The following is an 18,636-nucleotide window of genomic DNA, read 5'->3' as shown; positions in this document are numbered from 1 at the left end:
GAGGGGCGCCATGTCGCAAAATTCTCAGTTGGACTCGAGTGAACAGGCTCGCCGATACGCGCGCTAACACGGGTAATAAAGTAATCGGAATCGAGCCAGCGCGAGGCTATTTTTCGGGGAGCGACGACACTATGACAGCACATGACTATATCGTGGTCGGCAGCGGCATAAACGCACTGGTAGCGGCAGCCATGCTTGGCAAAAAGGGCAAAAAGGTTCTGCTGCTCGAGCGCAATGACCGGCTCGGCGGCTGCCTGCGCACGGAAGAGATCACTGCACCGGGCTTCCGTCACGACGTCATGGCAACAACCATGGTGCTATTCCTGACCTCGCCCGCCTATGCTGCGCTTGGCAAGGATCTGGAGGCGCGAGGCCTCGAATTCGCCCACGCAGACCTCCCCACCGGCGTCGTACTGGCGGATGGGCGACATGCAATCCTGTCCAAAGACCGTAAAGCCAACATCGCTGCCTTCGACGCGCTCGCCGAGGGCGACGGCAAGTCCTTTGCCCGTGAGATGGACCGGATGGGTGCCGACGCACCCTTCATGTTCTCGCTGCTAGGCGGCTCGCTCTGGTCCGGCGGCATATTCAAGACCGTGCTGAAGGAAGCCTGGAAACGCGGGCCCCGCAATCTCGCCGCGTGGTTCGGCGAGGCGCTCGTCAATGGCCGCCATCATCTTGAAACCACCTATCGGTCGGATGTGATGCGCGGGCTCTTTGCCCCTTGGGTCCTCCATTGCGGGCTCAATCCCGAAAGCACTTATTCTGCGGCAATGCTCCGGGTCATCGGTTTTGCCATCGAACTGGCGGGTTGTCCGATTGTCAAAGGCGGCGCCGAAAATCTCGTCAAGGCGTTCACGCAGCTCATTACGGATCAGGGCGGCACCATTCGCACCGGCGCGGATGTGGATGCAATACTGGAGGACCACAAAGGACAGGCCACGGGTGTTAAGCTTGCCGATGGCGAGGTGCTGGAGGCAGGCAAGGGTGTCATTGCATCGGTCACGCCCAACCAGCTTTATGGACACCTGCTGAAGGGCTCCAGCAGGCCGCTGCCCTCAGATATTGCGGATGGGCTGCGGGCTTATCGCTATGGCAAGGGCGACATGCAGATACACTACGCGCTCAAGTCGCCGCCGCGCTGGAAGGGCGGCGAGGACTTGTCGAAAGTTGCGCTCTTGCATCTTACACCGGGCCTCAACGGTGTGTCTCGTGCGGCGAATGAATGTGACCGTGGCATGCTGCCAGCGGTGCCAACCATCTGCGTCGGCCAGCCGACCGCGCTCGACCCATCCCGCGCGCCGGAAGGCCAGGCGATCCTCTGGCTACAATTGCCTGAAGCCCCGCGACACATCGAAGGCGATGCTGCCGGAGAACTCGCCACGCCTGCCGATGGCCGCTGGACCGACGAACTGCGCGAACACTATGCCGACCGTGTCGAGCGCATCCTCGCCCAGCACATCGAAGGCTTCGCCGAGACGATCATCGCCCGCAAGGCGTATTCACCAGCCGATCTTGAATCCATGAATATGAACCTCGTGGGCGGCGACCCCTACGGGGGCTTCTGCGGCGTCGATCAGTTTTTCATCTGGCGTCCGTTCAAGTCATCGGTCAACCACCGCACCCACGTTCCCGGTCTTTATCATATCGGCGCATCGACCCATCCCGGCCCGGGGCTGGGAGGCGGCTCGGGAATGCTGCTCGCGGCCTCGCTGAAATAGGATTGTCGTAAGACGGGTGCGCTCGCATCTGCGACTGCATCTTTGAACCCATGCAGAATCATATTTCTGGCTCTTCAAGTCCGCAAAACTGCAAATTAGGGCTGTTTGAGCTTGTACTTACTTAGGTCAAAGGGCGAAATTGATAAAGAAGTAATATGCGTAAGCATATAGTGCGACCTAAAATTGTTTCCTGACCGTACAATTCGCTTGCCAGTCAAACGCCGCTATTTTAAGATTAAAATATTCCGACCAATAAATAACCTTGGCGAGCGCGGGAACGCTCAAAAAAGCCGGGATCAGGGGAACGCGGAGCAAAACATGACTGAATTCACCCGTCGCCAGACGTTGGGTATGGGCGCTGCTGCCTTTTTGACGAGCATTCTGGCAGGGCGTCTGCCGGTGCAGGCGGCAGAAACCGACACGCTTACCATCGCTTTCAACGTCAATCTTCCGTCCTTCGATCCGACCGTCGGTCCGTCAGCGGTCAATCCGACGATTCAGGCAATCTACCGCTCGATTTTCGACCAGTATATCGGCCAGGACCCCGACCTCAAATTCGTTCCGGGCCTGCTGACAGGCTGGGGCTGGAACGACGACAAGACCAAGGTCTGGATGGATGTTCGCGAGGGTGTGACCTGGCATGACGGCTCGCCGTTCACCCCGGAAGATGTGGTCTGGGCGCTGGAGCGCGCCGCCGACGAAAAGACCGGCAACCCGATCCAGTTTGTCTGGTCCACTGTCGGCAACTACAAGATCGAAGGCAACAAGATCACTGGCGATGTGCTGCGCTTCGAACCCACCTATTTCATGTGGATGGCCTTCCTCACAGGCTACATCCTGCCCAAAGCCTATTATGAGAAAGTGGGCGCGGAGGGCTTCGAGAAGAAGCCTGTCGGCACAGGCCCCTATATGGTTGACGCCTATGAAGGCAATGCCTTCCTGCGCCTGAAGGCCAACCCAAATTATTGGGGCGGCAAGCCAGCTTTCGAAACTGTGATCTTCAAGTTCGTGCCGGATGGCACCAGCCGGGTTGCCGAGATCGAATCCGGCTCGTCCGACGTCACGCTTGAAATCCCGTATGAAGAATTCGACCGCCTGAAGGAAAAGAACGGTCTGGCAGGCGTCGCGACTCCGATCTCAGATATCGGCATGATCTTCCTTAACAATATCGAAGTCATGAACGACAAGAACGTGCGCCTGGCCGCCTGTCACGCCGTTGACAAGCAAGCTATCGTCAAGCGCCTGCTGCGTGGCTACGGCGTACCAATCGACACGCTCGAAGCGCCGGAATATTCGGCCTATGATCCATCAATCAAGGTTCCTTACGATCCCGAACTCGCCAAAAAACTGCTGGCCGACTCCGGCTATTCGACCGACAAACCCGTGAAGTTCAAGATTCAGACCACCCGTGGCCTGAAGCCGAAGGACTACGAAATGGTTCAGGCCATTGTGGGCATGTGGCGCAAGGTCGGCATCGAAGCCGAAATCGAGGTCTACGAGATAGCCAAGCACTATGAGCTGCGCGCCGCCGACCAGCTTGCACCAGCTGCCTTCTACAACTGGGGCAATGCGATCGGCGACCCGACCACCTCAACAGGCTTCGCCATGTTCGGCCCTTCGCCCCACTCGGTATGGAACACCGACGATCTGGATGGCATGATCGCTCCGCTTTGGGGTGAGAAAGACGAGGCCAAGCGCATCGCTGGCTGGAAAGCCGTCTGCAAGTATATTGCGGAGCAAGGTTACGTGCTGCCGTTGCTGCAATACGCACAGCCTATTGTCTATAAATCAACGCTGAAGGTCACCCCGAATGTTTCGGGCGCGCTGCAACCAACCTTGGTATCAAAGGCTTGATAGCATGTTGGCCGGGCACGCGCTGTGCCAGCCTTCCATTGCTTGATTGATGTCCGGCCTGCTTGGCCGGACACACCAGTATAGTGTCTACGTCTGCCTGCGCGAGACTCCATAACCATGCAATTGCTTGCTCTTTCTATCCTGAACCGTCTGGTTCTCGCGGCGGTGACCCTGTTTGGGGTTGCAGTTGTGGTTTTTGTCCTGTTGCGCGTCGTTCCCGGCGACCCTATCGCCATGATGATCTCGCCGGGCGCTACACCGGAACAGATCGCGCAGCTTCGCGCGAACTATGGACTCGATGGCAGTATCTTCAGCCAGTTCAGTATCTGGCTGACGTCACTGCTTTCAGGAGATTTCGGCACCTCCATCTCGCTGCGCCGCAATGTTCTGGAACTGTTGTCCGAACGCCTGCCAGCAACCCTTGAGCTCGCCTTCATCGCACTGATCTTCGCTATTCTGCTCGGCGCTGCCGTGGCGATTGCTGGCACGCTCGTGCGCCGCACCCCTGCCGAACCCGTCATCGATACCGTCAACGGCGTGGTGCTGGCTGTGCCCGACTTCGTCTGGGCACTGGCGCTTGTGTTGGTGTTGGGTGTGTTCTTCCCCATATTACCTCTCTCCGGGCGGATCGATCCGAGCGTGCAGAGCAATTTTGCAACCCCCTTCTATCTGTTCGAAAGCCTGCTACGCCTGCGCTTCGCGCAGTTCGCCGACATCGCCGCCCATATGACCATGCCAGTACTGGCGCTCGGTTTGCCACTCGCGGCGATTATCGCCCGCGTGCTGAAGGAGGCGCTGCTCGAAGCCATGGTGCAGGACTATGTGCTGCTCGCCAAGCTCAAGGGCATGTCCTCGTTACGGCTGGTGTTGCAAGAGGCACTGCGCAATGCCGTTGGCCCCACCATCGCGCTGACCGGAGTGCAGTTCACCTTCCTGATCGGCGGCACAGTCATCGTTGAGCGTATCTTCGCCTATCCCGGCATCGGCAATATGGCAATCGACGCTGTCATCAACCGCGACCTGCCACTCATTCAGGGCCTTGTCCTCGTCTTCGGCGCCCTGTTCATCGTTATCAATATTATGGTTGACGTCCTCGTCGCCGCATTCAATCCGAGGCTGCGCCATGGTTAAGTCACTGCGCGCGGCGCTTTCTGAACCCAAGGTAATTCTCGGCGGCGGCTTTATCCTCTGCCTTATATTGGTCGCGATCTTTGCGCCGTGGCTCGCGCCCAAGGATCCGCTCGAACAGGACCTGATGCTCGCCACGCTGCCGCCAGCAGGCTATTCTGGCACCGAGCCCGGTTACTGGTTCGGCACCGACGATCTTGGTCGCGACGTGCTTTCGCGCCTGATCCACGGCACGCGCGTCGCCTTGCTGGTCGCCTTCATCGCCGCAGGTCTTGCGGCGCTGGTTGGCACCGCGCTCGGGCTGCTCGCAGGCTGGTATCGCGGCTGGGTCGACTCCGTCATCTCGCGTCTCGTCGACATCTGGATGGCGTTCCCGCCGGTACTGTTATCGATCCTGCTGGTGGCAGTCTTCGGCGCGGGCGTGCATTCGGTCATCGCAGCCATCGTCATCATCGACTGGACGCGTTTCTGTCGTGTCGTCCGTTCGGAAACGATGGCGCAGGCGCGGATGGACTATGTAACGGCAGCGCAAGTTTTGGGCTTCTCCCGCTTCAAGATCCTGATCGGCCAGATCCTGCCGAATGTCGCCCCGGTCCTGATCGCGCTCATCAGCCTGGAAATGGGTATCGCCGTCATCGTCGAGGCTATTCTCTCATTCGTCGGTCTTTCCGTCTCGTCCGACACGCCAACCTGGGGCGGCATGATCGCGCAGGGCCGACAGATCATCTATCAGGGATGGTGGGTATTGGTGGCGCCTCTCGTGATGCTTTTCCTGACCGTTCTTGCCTTCAACCAGCTCGGCGACGGCCTGCGCCGCGCCCTTGACCCGATGATGCGCCGATGACCGAACCCCTTCTCTCCATCAACAGCCTGTCGGCGGTCTCGGATCGGGATGGCGGCTCGCCCGTTCTTCGTGATGTCGCATTGACACTCGGGCGCGGCGAGGTCCGCGGCCTCGTCGGTGAGAGCGGCGCCGGCAAATCGACCATCGCCAAGGCGCTGCTTGGTATCCTGCCGCACACGGTCCGCATTACCCGCGGCACCATCAATTTCGAGGGCCGCGACCTCCTGACCATACCGGCTCCCCAATTACGCCAGATTATGGGCAGTGAAATCTCGCTCATCCCGCAGGACCCGCAGACGGCGCTTAATCCAGGCCGTCGTATCGAGGCCCAACTGACCGACGGCTTGCGCCTCAAGCGCGGCCTGTCAAGCAAGGCGGCCCGTGAACGCGCGCTGACCCTGCTGGAGGAAGTGCATATCCGCGATCCGGAGCGGGTTTTGCGCGCTTATCCGCATGAGCTATCGGGCGGCATGCGCCAGCGCGTGCTGATTGCCTCGGCATTTGCGCTCGAACCCAAGCTCGTGATTGCCGACGAACCGACAACCGCGCTCGACGTGACCGTGCAAAAGCAGATCCTTCGCCTCATTCGCGGCATGCAGCGCACTCATGGCACGGGCGTCATATTCGTGACGCATGATCTGGGCGTCGTTGCCCAAATCTGTGACAGCGTAACGCTGCTCTACTCCGGTAAGGTGATCGAGCAGGGCAGCACCGCCGATGTCCTGCAGCGACCCAAGCACATCTACACTAAGGCGCTGATGGCCGCTGGCCCGCGTTACGACCGCCCCAATAGCGGCTTGGAACCGGTGCCACAATCGGTGTTCGAGCAACTGCGCGCCGAGATCGGAAAAAGCTGATGACCAACATGCTTCTCACAGCTCGCGGCATAGAAGTCGCTTACGGTGCGGGTGGCCTTTTCGGCAGGTCTGCTGGCCACAAGGTGCTGCATGGCATCGACATCGACATCGCGCGCGGAGAAACGATCGGCATCGTCGGCGAGTCCGGCTCGGGTAAGACAACGCTTGGCCGGGCGCTGCTGCGCCTCGTCGACATCTCCGCCGGCGAAATCCGGTTCGACGGTCAGGATATTACCAGTCTGCCCGATAACAGGATGCGACCACTGCGCCGACGTATGCAGATGATCTTCCAGGACCCGATGGCATCGCTCAATCCGCGCCATTCCATTCGCCGCATTCTGGTGGAGCCAATGCTGTTGCACAGATTGGCGGCCAACGCCGCTGAGGCCGAGGCGAAGGTTCTCAAAATTCTCGACCGCTTCACCCTGCCCGAGGTCGTGCTTGACCGCAATGCCCACGAACTCTCGGGCGGTCAGCGCCAGCGAGTGGGCATCGCCCGCGCCGCCCTTCTCGAACCGGACTTCGTTCTAGCTGACGAAATCGTCTCCGGCCTTGACGTTTCGACGCAGGCGCAGGTACTCAACTTGATGAAAGACCTGTCGCGTGATATGGGCCTTTCCATGGCCTTCATCAGTCACGATCTTAGCGTCATTCGGGCCATCTGCGACCGCGTCTATGTGCTTCGTTTCGGCAAGGTCGTCGAGGCGGGAGCGTGCGAACAAGTCTTCGCTGATCCGAAGTCAGCCTATACCCGCGCGCTGCTCGACGCGATCCCACTGCCGGAAATCGACCCGGAATGGCTCGAGCGCGAAGCACTGCCCGAACCCCACTGACGATCAGCGCCCGAGCAGCGTTTCGAGATTAATCGACTCGGCCATTGTCAGATTGCCCTTATCGCCGGGGTGAAGATGATCGCCGGAATCGAAAGCTGGCGCGATGCGGGCGTTATTGTCTGGATCGCGAAGAAGCGCATCAAAATCGACCACCGCGTCGAACGCACCGCTCTTGCGAATCCACTGATTGATCTCGTTGCGAAGCGCGTCCTTGTCGGCGTTGTAGTAGCCCTCGAGTGGGGTCCCAGAAAGCGCACCCTCGAATGGTGTCAGTGTTGCGCCAATGACACGGATGTTGTGCGCGTGTGCCAACGCGATGAGCTGCCCGTAGCTCTCGATCATAGCCTCAACGCTCGGTCGCTTGGAGTTCGGAGCAAAGGCAGTGCCTGGCCACGAAATATCGTTGATGCCGATGAATACGATGAGCGCCTTCACGTTGGGCTTGGACAGTACATCGCTCTCCAAACGGGCAACTGCGTTAACACCCATTTTGTCCTCGAGCAGGCGGGCGCCGGAAATACCCGCGTTAAGGACGGCGATGCGTCGGGGCGCAAGCCGCTTTGCAAGAAAATCGGGCCAGCGCGAGTCTGCATCCACTGTCGCTCCGTTACCATCGGTAATGGAATCGCCGATGATGGCGACTGCACCTTCGTTAGGGGTATCGACCAGAACGTCTGTTAAAAGAATGCGTGCATCGGTCGTGTCAAATGCCGTGAAGTCGCCCGCCGCAGTAAGGTTACCATGGCCGAACCATGCTGTCTGACGGCCATCCCAATGAAAGGTGTCCAGAGCCGTTTCATCCGGCAGAAAAATGGAAACCGCGAGCCGCGATTGCGCATCGGTTTGCAAATCCACCGGATCACTAACCACCGGTGCGCCGGGCAGCATGACGACGCTCGATTTACCGCCAAAAGTGAGCTTTCGGATAGTCGACGGGGCTACTGCCGCCTGCTGACCAGCGGGGGCAACGCTGGCTGCGCCAATTTTCAAAGGCTGTTTTCCATAGATGTTTGAGAAAACGAACCTCAGTCTCATGCCTCCAAGACTAATTCGAACAATCTGGCGGAAAGTACGATCTTTCACCCTTGCAGGGATTTTTGTCGGGAAGGCGAAATCCCCTCCCCAGACCGGTTGTGGACTGGCCGTCCACGTGCCGACCCACTGCCCATCATCGGCGATCGCGGGCGCTGGGCCGAGAAGGATGGCTCCCATAGCCAGGGCGCTTGCAATCCAGCCAGTAAATAGGAATTTCCGACCAGCTCGACGGCCAGTGCGCGCGCTGTTTAGTCGAAGCGACATTATCTTCTTATCCTCTCGTTACGAGCGCATCGCTTGGGCGATGCATTTTGCTCGCGATGTTTCGTTCGCGAGAGAATAGATCGTGTTACGATAGTGATATAGATTGCTCATTGTAATATCATTTGTGAATTCAAAGACCAATTCCAGCACCACCGTCGTCGCGCTTCCCTCATCAGCTAGTCGACGTATCTAAGGAAAGAAAATGGCGCGCGCTGAAATCAATCGCTCGGGTGAAATGGAAGTGTTTGTCTGCGTGGTCGAGCGGGGCGGATTTTCGGCGGCGGCACGCGCCTGTCGCATGACACCGTCCGCAGTCAGCAAGTTGATAACACGGTTAGAGACCCGCCTTGGCGCACGATTGGTGAACCGCTCCACACGAGCGTTCCAACTCACCCCGGAGGGATGCGTGTTCTACGAACGCGCCATGCGAATTCTCGCAGATATCGCCGACGCCGAGAGGGGCGCAGGCACAGGCGAAGAGCCCGTCGGTCGCATCCGCCTCAACACCAGCGCATCCTATGCCACCCATATCCTCGCTCCTATTCTTCCGGAGTTTCTGGCGCAATTTCCCGGCGTCTCGCTTGATCTTATACAAACTGATACCGTCGTGGATTTGCTTGCCGAAAGAACCGATGTAGCGGTGCGTGCGGGACCGCTGAAGAGTTCCAGCCTTGTTGCGCGAAAACTGGGCGACTCCGCCATGCTGATTGTTGCCGCCCCAGCCTATCTCGACCAATTGGGCGAACCGAAAACAATCGAAGACCTTGAAGGCTACAACAGGCTCGGCTTTGGCTATGTGCGCTCTGGAGATGGCTGGCCGCTCATGAGGAATGGCGAGACCGTCGTGGTGCCGGTCGTTGGACGTGTTCAAGCCAGCGACGGCGAAGCTCTGCGCCGACTGGCGCTGAGCGGCGTGGGCCTTGTCCGCGCGCCGAACTTCACCGTACGGGAGGACATTGCAAGTGGACGTCTCGTACCGGTTTTGGAGGAATTTAATCCCGGGGATCGGGAATCCTTCCACGCCATACATATCGGTCAGGGCGGCCCAGTGCCCTCCCGCGTGAGGGCACTTCTCGACTTTCTGGCCCTCCGAGGAAGAGTTTCGTAGCATCAACGCGCCTGAACACCTTATTTAGTGATGCTGGACCAATATGTCTTGTTACAGCTTCTCAGCAGTCATCATTCGAGCGAGAAAACCGCGGATGATCGGCAGCGCTTCGTCAAAATAGGTTTCCAACAACCAGTGGCCTGCTTGTTCCAGAAAATTAACCTCAGTGTCCGGCAGATCGCTTCGATAGGCGCGCGCAGAGTCTGCAGGCATATAGCCATCCTGCGGCCCCCACAAGATCAGGGTCGACGGCTGATCTGCACCAAACACCGCCCCCTCACATGCAGCAACAGAGAACTTTCCTCGATTCACGCTTCACGTTGATGCATTTCATCTTCCATACTAGTCTACCATCTGCTAGTTAAAGGATAAACTATGGAGGCAAAACGTGCGACAGACTTGGAGATGGTTCGGTCCAAAGGATCTGACGTCAATTGACGATATGCGGCAGGCCGGCGTGGAAGGTGTCGTTTCGGCCCTGCACCACATGCCGACCGGCGAGGTATGGACTGCGGACGAAATTGCGCTGCGGCAGGCTCAGATCGGACGCATGAATGACGGCGCACCCTCCCGCCTGGCATGGGAAGTGGTGGAAAGCCTGCCCGTATCTGAAGATATCAAGCGGCAGACTGGCGACTGGAAGACCCATATCGCCAACTGGAAAACCAGCATGACCAATCTCAGCCGCGCTGGCATAGAGGTCATCTGCTATAATTTCATGCCAGTGCTGGACTGGACGCGCACGGATCTCGCCTTCCGTCTGGACAGCGGCGCGACATGCATGCGCTTCGATCTCGTCGATTTTGCCGCTTTCGACATTTACATATTGCAACGCAAAGGCGCAGCGGAAAGCTTCCCTGCCGATGTGGCGCTTGCCGCAAAAGAGCGCTTTACAACGATGAGCGATGCGCGGCGCGAGGAACTCGCCGCCAATACCGTTTACGGTCTGCCGGGTGCAGCCGAAAACTTTACCCTTGCCGATGTGCGCGACCAACTGGCAAAATATGACAATATCAGCGCGGACAGGCTGCGTCGTCATCTTATTGATTTTCTATCGGAAGTGTCTCCGCTTGCCGAGGAACTCGGTATGCGTCTGTGCTGCCACCCGGACGACCCCCCTTTCCCACTGTTGGGCCTGCCCCGCATCATGTCCACCGAGGACGACTACCGTCAGATCATCGAGGCAGTCGATGTTCCAGCCAACGGCATCACGCTTTGCACCGGCTCGCTTGGCACACGGCGCGATAACGACCTGCCCGGAATGATGCAGCGTCTGGGCGACCGCGTCCATTTCCTGCATCTGCGCAATGTCACTATTGAAGATGCGGGCCAGTATGGCTCTTTCCACGAGGCAGGACATCTGGAAGGCGGCACCGATATGGTCGCCATGGTCGCGGCCATTCTGGCCGAAGAACGCCGCCGCAAGGCAGCAGGTCGCAAAGACTGGCAAATTCCGTTCCGCCCCGACCATGGGCAGGATATTCTGGATGATCTTGGACGACGCGGACAACCGGGTTATCCGTCCATCGGTCGCCTGAAAGGTCTGGCGGAACTGCGGGGAATCATGACCGCGCTGGAGCATCCGTTGACGACAGGAAACGCGTGATGAGACTGTCGGCCAAAAGCAGCCCAACGGATGGAGCCACATGGCCCGCTTATGATCCACAGGCTCTTGATGCAGGTATCCTGCATCTGGGTCTGGGCGCTTTTGCCCGTGCTCATCTGGCCGCCTATACCGACGCAGCCCTGACACAAACACCGTCTGACTGGCGGATCGTCGGCGTCTCGCTGCGTGGAACCGACGTGGCCGAGGCGCTTAATCCGCAGGATGGCTATTACACACTGATCGTGCGTGACGAGGAAAGCCGCGCCCACGTCATCGGCTCAGTAAGACAGGCGCTTGCCGGGCCGACGGCTGGCGCTGAAGCGCTGTCTTTTATGACAGAACCCAACTGCCGGATTGTCAGCATCACCGTGACGGAAAAAGGCTATGGCCTTTTGCGCAGCGGTGGTTGCGATCCCGCACATCCCGCGGTCATGGCCGATTTGCAAACGCCGGACCAGCCACGAGGCGTACTCGGCCTCATCGCATTGGGTCTCAAACGACGCTTCGAATTGGGCTTGCCTGCATTTACCGTCTTAAGCTGCGATAACCTGCCGGACAATGGCGCGTTGTTACGCGCTGCGGTCATCGATTTTGCGGCGCGCGCGCATGGCCCTGAACTGGCGAAACGCATCGCGCAAGAGGTCGCGTTTCCGGCAACCATGGTGGACCGGATCACACCGCAACCAACCGACCAGACCCGCGCCGACGCCGCGCGCGTTATCGGCTGCGAAGACGAAGCTGCAATCGAGACAGAACCGTTTTCGCAATGGGTGATCGAGGATCACTTTCCTGCCGGGCGTCCGGCATGGGAGGCGATGCGTGCCACCTTTACGAAAGACGTCCGCCCCTTTGAAAAAATGAAACTGCGCATGCTCAATGGCAGTCATTCAATGCTGGCCTATGCCGGGTTTCTCTCGAGCAAGACCTATGTACGCGATGTAATGGCGGACGCGGCGCTCAACAGGCTGGTGCAGCGCCATTTGCACGCCGCAGCACAGACCTTGACCGCGATGGAAACCGATCTCGACGCTTATGCGCAGGCACTGGCCATTCGTTTTGCGAATCCGGCCATTGCGCACGAAACCCGCCAGATTGCCATGGACGGCACCGAAAAAATGCCACAGCGCATCTTTGCGCCAGCCGTCGAATTGATTGAACAAGGCGGTGACACGAAAGCCTTCGCCTTCGCCACAGCGGCGTGGATGCGTTATGGTCTGGGCCAGCATGAGAACGGCCAGCCATATCCGCTGAATGATCCCCGTGATGAGGAAATCACCGCAGCACTGGCCAATACAAAGTCCGCATCGGATATATTTGCCGCTTTTGCCGCGTTGCCGGGTCTTATGCCGCCCAAGCTGAAAGAAGGGCCATTTGCCGAACAGGTGGTTTCACGTCTCAATCGAATGCTTGCCGATAGCATAGTCGCAGCCATACATCATGAAGCGGAGAGCTGTTGATCGAGCCGTTCAAAGATCGTTGACGATGAGATCGGAATAACGCTGGGCCAGATGTTCGGTGACTTTCAAAACTTCCGAAAGGTGAACATGCACGGCGGCTTCCGCCGCAATCGGATCGCGACGCTTAACCGCTGATAGCATGGCCTTGTGCTGCTCGATGAGCAATTCGACGGGGGTAACATTGGGCAGGCTCAGAAAGCGCAAGCGATCAAACTGGGCTTTTTCCCGTTCCAACAGGCTCCATATGTCGCCCATCCGGATTCCATTGGCGACAGTGCGATGAAAGGCATCGTCGGCGATGGTAAAATTCTCAGGAGAGTCCTTTGAGCCTTCCTGCATCGCGATAATGGCGTCGAGTTCATCCGATATAGACGCAGCAAGCCCTTCTTCGGCGGCACGTTTGAAAACCGCAACTTCCACCGCATTGCGCACGAAACGCGCGCGCTGTACTGCGGCCAGTGAAATCGGCATGATGAAGGTGCCGCGCTGCGGCCAGACCTCGACAAGCCCCTGATCGACCAGCCGCAACAGGGCCTCACGCACCGGCGTGCGGCTCGTACCGAAATGTCGGGCGAGTTCGTTTTCCGAAACCCGTTTGCCCGGCATGAGACGCAGGGTGATGATATCGTTACGAATGGCGTCGAGAATGCTCCCTACTGTGGGAGGAGCGCCCGCGCCAGGCACCGGCTTTTCGGGATTATGGGTCGATCCGGGAAGCACTGCCATGCGTCAGCCGTCCCAGCCGAGATGGCTCAGGAAATCCTTCGTGCGCGCAGTTTTCGGATTTTCGAAAATCTGCTCCGGCGGCCCCTGTTCGATGATCTGCCCATCGGCAAAGACCACGACCTGATCGGCAACGCGCCGGGCGAAGGTCATTTCGTGGGTCACGACAATCATGGTCATTCCGTCATCCGCCAGCCGTTTCATGACATTGAGCACCTCGCCGATGGTTTCGGGATCGAGCGCCGATGTCGGTTCGTCAAAGAGCATGACTTCCGGTTCCATTGCAAGGGCTCTGGCGATGGCGACCCGCTGCTGCTGCCCACCGGACAGGTTGGACGGGAAATTTTCCGCCTTGTCCGAAAGCCCCACCTTGGCAAGCAAAGCCAGAGCGCGTTCCTTTGCCTGACGTTCCGAGAGGCCCAAAACGGTGGTCGGCCCCATCATGATGTTGCCGAGCGCATTCTTATGCGGAAACAGCTCGAAATTCTGAAACACCATGCCCATGCGCTGGCGCATGGCACGAACCTGTTTGGGGTCCTGCGTTAGCACGGTGCCATCGATCCTGATCTCGCCGCTATTGATTGCTTCCAGACCATTGGTGCAGCGAAGCAGTGTGGATTTACCGGAGCCGGACGGGCCGATGAGACACACGACCTGTCCGCGATGCACTTTCAGGCTGACATTCTTGAGAGCTTCAAATGTGCCATAGGATTTGCAGACATTGCGATATTCAATGACGACATCGCCGGTCTTTACGGGTGCTGTGTTGGAAGATATCATTCGGTAACCCCGTATTTGCGGTGAATCCAGTCAACAATTTTGGCCTGCGGATAGCCCAGCAGCCAGTAAATCGCGGCCATTGCGGTCAGAAGTTCGATTACGCGGAAAGTCTGCGAGCGGATTTGCAGCGCCGTATGCGCCAGATCACCAACCGCAATCACCGACACCAGCGAGGTGTCCTTGAACAGCGTGACCCATGTGGTTGCCAGCACCGGTAAAACACGGCGCGAAGCCTGCGGCAGCACGATCTTGCGGAAAGCCGTCCATTCGCTCATTCCGAGCGCCAGCCCTGCCTCGGTCTGCCCCTTGCGGATTGAACGGATGCCAGAGCGGAACGTTTCCGAATTATAGGCGGCATTGTTGGCCACCAGCGCGAGAAGCCCAGTCAGAAATGGCGAAAGTGCAAGACCGCTCATCATGGGCAGCACATAGAACGCCCAATAGACGACCAGTATGATCGGCAAATTGCGCAACAGTTCCACATAACAGGTCGCAATCAGCGCGACGATTTTGAAGCGCGATTCCCGCATGACCGCGATCAGGATACCCAGCGGCGTGGCAAACAGCATTGTCAGCACGGTCAGCGCGATGGTGATCAAAGCACCATGCCCCAATGCGGGCAGGCTTTTCCAGATGATAGACCAGTCGAAACTCATGAGCGCCCCAGGAAGGAAATGCGGCGATAGAGCATGTCGACGCCTCGGGTGAGCGGGAAGATGATGATGAAGTAGAGGATCATGACGGTGGTGTAGGCCTCGACAGGCGCATATTTCTGCCCGGCGATAGCTTCGGCGCGGCGCATGAGTTCTGGTACGGCGATCACGGTGGCAATAGCCGTGTCCTTTACCGCGAGCGACAGCAGCGAGCCGAAGGATGGCAGCATGCGCACGAAAGCCTGCGGCAGCACGATCTTGCGCAGAACCTGCGCCTGCGACATGCCGAGCGCCAGACCGGCGCGAATCTGACCGGGGCGCACGGACTGAATGCCAGCGCGCATCACTTCGGCAACATAGGCGGCGAGATGCAGCGACAGCGAGAACAGCGCCGACCAGAATGGCGGCAGATTGATCCCCGTTGCGATTGGCAGCGCAAAATAAACCCAGACAAGAACCACCAGAACCGGAATGGCGCGCATGGTATCGATATAGAAGATCGTGATGCGGCTCAGCCAGTTGGGACCATAAAGGCGGGCGACGGTGAGCAGCAGCCCCAGGAAGAAGCTCAACGCGCTCACACTGGCAGCCAGCAAAAGCGTCACCACCAAGCCGCTGAGCAGGAACTGCCAGCTATCAAAAATAGCGCTGAAATTGAATTCCATGTGTCAATATCCAGAGATCCGGGACCCTGAAAGTTCTGCCTGAACAGAACATGATCTGCGCGCGCCGGGATCCGGCGCGCGCAAAGTCCATAATGGCTTACATTTTGGAGACTTCGGCTTCTTCTTCCTTGAGAAGTTCTGGAAGCATTGGCTCAGCCACGGCTTTCAGCCATGCGAGATATTCAGGCTGGTTCTTGTCGATAGCCAGACCAATTTCGTTGACGGCCTCGGTGCTGTCCTGACAGTTATTTTCACGCGGCAACGCTTCAAGGCCCTTCACATTGCGGCTGAGAGCCACGAAGGGAATGCGATTGATCGGCGCCACGTCCGCGCGCCCCGCCATGATTTCTTCCATCGGAGCCGCCGTTCCAGCGCTCGTCACACCGCGCAGCGTGGCCTTGGGGAAACGTTCCTTGACCCAGTTTTCCTCGCCGCCACCCGTGAAATAGGCAATGGTCACTTCCGGCTTGTCGAAATCGTCAACCGACTTGGCACCCGAAACCTTGGGGTTGGACGCCTTTCCGAACACGCACAAAGCCGTGCGCGAATAGGTGACGAAATCAACAACTTCCTGCCGCTGCTTGGTCATGGAGAGTGGCGAAATCGTCATATCCACCTGATTGGCGGCCAGAACGGGCACTTTGGTTTCGTGGGAAACGAGCACCGGAACCAGTTTGACGCCAAGCTTTTCGGCATAGGTCTGCGCAAGCGTCCAGGCCGGTCCGCGCCATGGCTGGCCGGAACCGGTGGTATCTTCCACAAGCCATGGCGGATTGGCCAGAACACCGGCACGCAATTCACCCGACTTCTTGATGGCGTCGATACGCGCACTCTTACCGGGTGCTGGAACTTCCTGCGCCTGCGCCATGCCAGGCAGAGACACCATATTCATAGCTGTGGCGGCCACCACTGCCCATAGCAACTTTTTCATTGAAATCACTCCTCCCATACAACGGCCAGCACTCCCTCCGGCCTGATATATTCTAGTATACAAGTTGCGATACACTTGCAAGGACTACGTGAAAATATCTCTGAGCCCCGTTGAGGGTTCGCCGCAATTCTTTGATTAGATGCCGGGAAGTCCGGTTATTGGCAGTCCGGCGAGAAGGTCGCAGAACTCAATTGACAATGACCACGATAAGAAACGGAGCAGGCGTTTGTGGCGTGTTTTAGCCGTCGCATTTCGACACCAAACGCATGGAGCGCCTCTAACCGCGCTCCATGCGTCGGGGTGAGTTATCAACTCCAGGCATGAAGCGGCGGCTTTTCGTCGTTCAGGAAATAATTGCCGAGTATCGCATATTTCCATCGCACCGGATCATGCAGCGTATGCGTCCGGGCATTGCGCCAATGGCGGTCGAGCTGATGTTCGGCGAGCGTCGAGCGCGTACCCGCAAGTTCGAACAGTTTGTTGGTCGCAGCGATCGCGATTTCCGTCGACAATATTTTCGCCTCAGCCGTCACAATCTGCGCTTCTGCGACGGTCTCTGCGTTGGGGTTCTCAATGGCGCGATCGATGGCATAACCCGCCTTTTCGAGCAGCGCCTGAGCCGCATGAAGGCGAAGCGTGAGATCGCCGATAGCGTGGATCGTATAAGGATCGTCCGAAGCGCGTTCGAGACCGCTATCCACCCATGCACGGCTTTTGGTTCGCACGAAAGAGATCGTTTCGGCGATAGCCGCACTGGCGATACCCGTATCCACGGCGACCTGAATGATCTGGAAAATGGCCCCATCGGCAGTCGGCACTTCATAACCCTTGTAACCCGGCACCAGATGGGTTTTCGGGACCTTCACATCATTGAGGATGACGGTGCCCGACAGGGTTGTGCGCTGGCCGAAGGATGACCAATCGTCGATAACGTTCAGACCCGGAGCATCCCGCTCGGCAATTGCATACCAGGCTCGGCCCTGTTCATCGAGCGCGACGATAGGCACCAGATGCGCCAGCAAAGCACCAGACGAATAGAACTTCTGGCCATTGACCACAACATGATCACCGGCATCGACGAATTTCGTTTCAAAATCGGCGGCACGCTTGGACCCGAACTCGGAAAACGCGTTGCCGAAGCGGGTGCCGCGCAGTGCTTCGCCGAAGAGCAACTTCTGCTGCGCCTCGTCAGAAACCGTACGCACGGCGGCGAGAACACCAAGATGGTTTTGCGCAATCTGCCCTATGGAGGAATCGGCAGCGGAGACAATTTCGATCATCTTGGCGAGCGTCGCGTAAGAGACCTCCGGACCGCCAAATTTCCTCGGCACGTTAATCGACCACAGACCGCTTTGCGAAAAGGAATCCAGTTCCTTGACCGGCCAGATGCGGTCGCGGTCGCGGATGGCTGCACCCGGAGCGATTTCTGCCGCCAGCTTCTTCGCAATCTCGATGGCCTCCGCATCGCTTTTAATGACATAGGCGGGTTTGCCCGGTCGTGGCACAGCGGGCACGCCCTGGCTCACGTCCTTCGTATTCACATTGGAAATGGTCATCGCATGTCTCCTCGTTTTCGTTGAATTTCAATGGGCGAGCGCCACAGAACCCGAGACCGGTTTCTGTCCGAGATAAAAAGCCTTCACGTCGTCACGCGCTTTGAGATCGGCGGCACTGCCGGAGAGTACGCTGACACCGTTTTCAAGAATGACGGCCTTGTCGGCGTAGGTAAGCGCCACTGCCGAATTCTGTTCCGCGACAAGAATGGAAAGCCCGTCTTCGCGATTAAGCTTGCGCAATGTGCGGAAAATATCCTGTACGACACGCGGTGCCAGACCCATCGACGGCTCGTCAAGCACCAGCAATCGGGGGCGTGACATCAAGGCGCGTCCGATGGCGGTCATCTGCTGTTCGCCGCCGGAAGTGAGACCGGAAAGCGCCTGGCGCTTATCACGCAGCCGTGGAAAATAGGTATAGACTCGCTCAAGGTCCGTCGCGATTTCAGACCGTGAACCGCTCCGCCCGATCCCGCCCGTGACGAGGTTTTCCTCGACGCTCAAGCTTTTGAAGCAATGGCGGCCTTCGAGCACCTGCACCAGACCGAGCCGCACGAGACCTGCCGGCGTTTCGCGGGTGACATCCCGCCCCTCGAAGAAAATGCGCCCCGCGTTGACCTGCCC

General features: G+C 58.4%; 18 protein-coding genes. 9 read left to right on the top strand and 9 right to left on the bottom strand.

Annotation, left to right across the window (positions count from 1 at the left end):
- Positions 1-131: 131 nt before the first annotated feature.
- The 6 genes from HWD97_RS09895 (at position 132) to HWD97_RS09870 (ending at position 7,237) form a co-directional block, all read left to right on the top strand.
- Positions 132-1,721, top strand: a complete 1,590-nt coding sequence (locus tag HWD97_RS09895) for an NAD(P)/FAD-dependent oxidoreductase (protein WP_121537656.1) — start codon at positions 132-134, stop codon at positions 1,719-1,721.
- 318 nt (positions 1,722-2,039) lie between these two features.
- Complete coding sequence (locus tag HWD97_RS09890) at positions 2,040-3,575, top strand: ABC transporter substrate-binding protein (protein WP_109366164.1); 1,536 nt, start codon at positions 2,040-2,042, stop codon at positions 3,573-3,575.
- Positions 3,576-3,698: 123 nt separating this feature from the next.
- Complete coding sequence (locus tag HWD97_RS09885; protein ID WP_371830811.1) at positions 3,699-4,706, top strand: ABC transporter permease; 1,008 nt, start codon at positions 3,699-3,701, stop codon at positions 4,704-4,706.
- Positions 4,699-5,547: an ABC transporter permease gene (locus HWD97_RS09880; protein WP_109366166.1), complete on the top strand. Its 849-nt coding sequence runs from the start codon at positions 4,699-4,701 to the stop codon at positions 5,545-5,547. Before HWD97_RS09885 ends, HWD97_RS09880 begins: the two co-directional genes overlap by 8 nt.
- Entirely contained in the window at positions 5,544-6,404 is an 861-nt protein-coding gene (locus HWD97_RS09875; protein ID WP_121537654.1) for an ABC transporter ATP-binding protein, read from the top strand. The genes HWD97_RS09880 and HWD97_RS09875 overlap by 4 nt, the downstream gene beginning before the upstream one ends.
- Positions 6,404-7,237, top strand: coding sequence for an ABC transporter ATP-binding protein (locus tag HWD97_RS09870; protein WP_109366168.1), 834 nt, complete (start codon positions 6,404-6,406; stop codon positions 7,235-7,237). The genes HWD97_RS09875 and HWD97_RS09870 overlap by 1 nt, the downstream gene beginning before the upstream one ends.
- Before the next feature lie 3 nt (positions 7,238-7,240).
- Here HWD97_RS09870 and HWD97_RS09865 read toward each other — a convergent pair whose 3' ends face one another.
- Positions 7,241-8,449 carry an SGNH/GDSL hydrolase family protein gene (locus HWD97_RS09865; RefSeq protein WP_371834978.1) on the bottom strand — a complete coding sequence of 403 codons (1,209 nt, stop codon included), beginning with the start codon at positions 8,447-8,449 and terminating at the stop codon, positions 7,241-7,243.
- A 289-nt stretch (positions 8,450-8,738) separates the two neighbouring features.
- Here HWD97_RS09865 and HWD97_RS09860 point away from each other — a divergent pair, with 289 nt between their 5' ends.
- Positions 8,739-9,644 (top strand): LysR family transcriptional regulator, encoded by a 906-nt coding sequence (locus HWD97_RS09860; protein ID WP_121537652.1) that lies wholly within the window; start codon positions 8,739-8,741, stop codon positions 9,642-9,644.
- Positions 9,645-9,695: 51 nt separating this feature from the next.
- On the opposite strand, the gene HWD97_RS09855 is transcribed toward HWD97_RS09860, so the two are convergent.
- Entirely contained in the window at positions 9,696-9,914 is a 219-nt protein-coding gene (locus tag HWD97_RS09855) for an alpha/beta fold hydrolase (protein WP_209445974.1), read from the bottom strand.
- A gap of 118 nt (positions 9,915-10,032) precedes the next feature.
- Here HWD97_RS09855 and uxuA point away from each other — a divergent pair, with 118 nt between their 5' ends.
- Both uxuA and HWD97_RS09845 read left to right on the top strand, forming a co-directional pair.
- Positions 10,033-11,250 carry a mannonate dehydratase gene (gene uxuA / locus HWD97_RS09850; protein WP_171317720.1) on the top strand — a complete coding sequence of 406 codons (1,218 nt, stop codon included), beginning with the start codon at positions 10,033-10,035 and terminating at the stop codon, positions 11,248-11,250.
- The gene (locus tag HWD97_RS09845; RefSeq protein WP_121537649.1) at positions 11,250-12,707 is read left to right on the top strand and encodes a mannitol dehydrogenase family protein; all 1,458 of its coding nucleotides are present in this window, start codon (positions 11,250-11,252) and stop codon (positions 12,705-12,707) included. Before uxuA ends, HWD97_RS09845 begins: the two co-directional genes overlap by 1 nt.
- 9 nt (positions 12,708-12,716) lie before the next feature.
- Here the strand turns inward: HWD97_RS09845 and HWD97_RS09840 are convergent, their stop codons facing one another.
- The 7 genes from HWD97_RS09840 to HWD97_RS09810 form a co-directional block, all read right to left on the bottom strand.
- Positions 12,717-13,433, bottom strand: a complete 717-nt coding sequence (locus HWD97_RS09840) for a GntR family transcriptional regulator (RefSeq protein ID WP_109366174.1) — start codon at positions 13,431-13,433, stop codon at positions 12,717-12,719.
- 3 nt (positions 13,434-13,436) lie between these two features.
- Positions 13,437-14,210 carry an amino acid ABC transporter ATP-binding protein gene (locus HWD97_RS09835; protein WP_371834977.1) on the bottom strand — a complete coding sequence of 258 codons (774 nt, stop codon included), beginning with the start codon at positions 14,208-14,210 and terminating at the stop codon, positions 13,437-13,439.
- Positions 14,207-14,866 carry an amino acid ABC transporter permease gene (locus HWD97_RS09830; protein WP_109366176.1) on the bottom strand — a complete coding sequence of 220 codons (660 nt, stop codon included), beginning with the start codon at positions 14,864-14,866 and terminating at the stop codon, positions 14,207-14,209. The genes HWD97_RS09835 and HWD97_RS09830 overlap by 4 nt, the downstream gene beginning before the upstream one ends.
- On the bottom strand, positions 14,863-15,528 hold the full coding sequence (locus HWD97_RS09825) for an amino acid ABC transporter permease (protein ID WP_121537645.1): 666 nt from the start codon (positions 15,526-15,528) through the stop codon (positions 14,863-14,865). Before HWD97_RS09825 ends, HWD97_RS09830 begins: the two co-directional genes overlap by 4 nt.
- A 97-nt stretch (positions 15,529-15,625) precedes the next feature.
- Positions 15,626-16,459, bottom strand: a complete 834-nt coding sequence (locus tag HWD97_RS09820) for an ABC transporter substrate-binding protein (RefSeq protein WP_140025609.1) — start codon at positions 16,457-16,459, stop codon at positions 15,626-15,628.
- A 308-nt stretch (positions 16,460-16,767) separates the two neighbouring features.
- Complete coding sequence (locus HWD97_RS09815; protein ID WP_371834976.1) at positions 16,768-18,015, bottom strand: SfnB family sulfur acquisition oxidoreductase; 1,248 nt, start codon at positions 18,013-18,015, stop codon at positions 16,768-16,770.
- 27 nt (positions 18,016-18,042) lie between these two features.
- Positions 18,043-18,636 (bottom strand): ABC transporter ATP-binding protein (locus tag HWD97_RS09810; RefSeq protein WP_371834975.1); only part of this gene is annotated, 594 nt, incomplete at its 5' end.

It is taken from the genome of Ochrobactrum sp. C6C9 (assembly GCF_022627935.1).
Classification (GTDB): Bacteria; Pseudomonadota; Alphaproteobacteria; order Rhizobiales; family Rhizobiaceae; genus Brucella; species Brucella teleogrylli.
This window is presented reverse-complemented; position numbering and strand designations above follow the sequence as displayed.

Bases quoted from the DNA above. Each gene is read 5' to 3' on its own strand.
- HWD97_RS09870 (WP_109366168.1), top strand. From the start codon at position 6,404: ATGACCAACATGCTTCTCACAGCTCGCGGCATAGAAGTCGCTTACGGT.
- HWD97_RS09820 (WP_140025609.1), bottom strand. From the start codon at position 16,459: ATGAAAAAGTTGCTATGGGCAGTGGTGGCCGCCACAGCTATGAATATG.
- HWD97_RS09845 (WP_121537649.1), top strand. From the start codon at position 11,250: ATGAGACTGTCGGCCAAAAGCAGCCCAACGGATGGAGCCACATGGCCC.
- HWD97_RS09815 (WP_371834976.1), bottom strand. From the start codon at position 18,015: ATGACCATTTCCAATGTGAATACGAAGGACGTGAGCCAGGGCGTGCCC.
- HWD97_RS09835 (WP_371834977.1), bottom strand. From the start codon at position 14,210: ATGATATCTTCCAACACAGCACCCGTAAAGACCGGCGATGTCGTCATT.
- HWD97_RS09840 (WP_109366174.1), bottom strand. From the start codon at position 13,433: ATGGCAGTGCTTCCCGGATCGACCCATAATCCCGAAAAGCCGGTGCCT.
- HWD97_RS09825 (WP_121537645.1), bottom strand. From the start codon at position 15,528: ATGGAATTCAATTTCAGCGCTATTTTTGATAGCTGGCAGTTCCTGCTC.
- HWD97_RS09865 (WP_371834978.1), bottom strand. From the start codon at position 8,449: ATGGGAGCCATCCTTCTCGGCCCAGCGCCCGCGATCGCCGATGATGGG.
- HWD97_RS09860 (WP_121537652.1), top strand. From the start codon at position 8,739: ATGGCGCGCGCTGAAATCAATCGCTCGGGTGAAATGGAAGTGTTTGTC.
- HWD97_RS09895 (WP_121537656.1), top strand. From the start codon at position 132: ATGACAGCACATGACTATATCGTGGTCGGCAGCGGCATAAACGCACTG.
- HWD97_RS09830 (WP_109366176.1), bottom strand. From the start codon at position 14,866: ATGAGTTTCGACTGGTCTATCATCTGGAAAAGCCTGCCCGCATTGGGG.
- HWD97_RS09880 (WP_109366166.1), top strand. From the start codon at position 4,699: ATGGTTAAGTCACTGCGCGCGGCGCTTTCTGAACCCAAGGTAATTCTC.
- HWD97_RS09875 (WP_121537654.1), top strand. From the start codon at position 5,544: ATGACCGAACCCCTTCTCTCCATCAACAGCCTGTCGGCGGTCTCGGAT.
- HWD97_RS09890 (WP_109366164.1), top strand. From the start codon at position 2,040: ATGACTGAATTCACCCGTCGCCAGACGTTGGGTATGGGCGCTGCTGCC.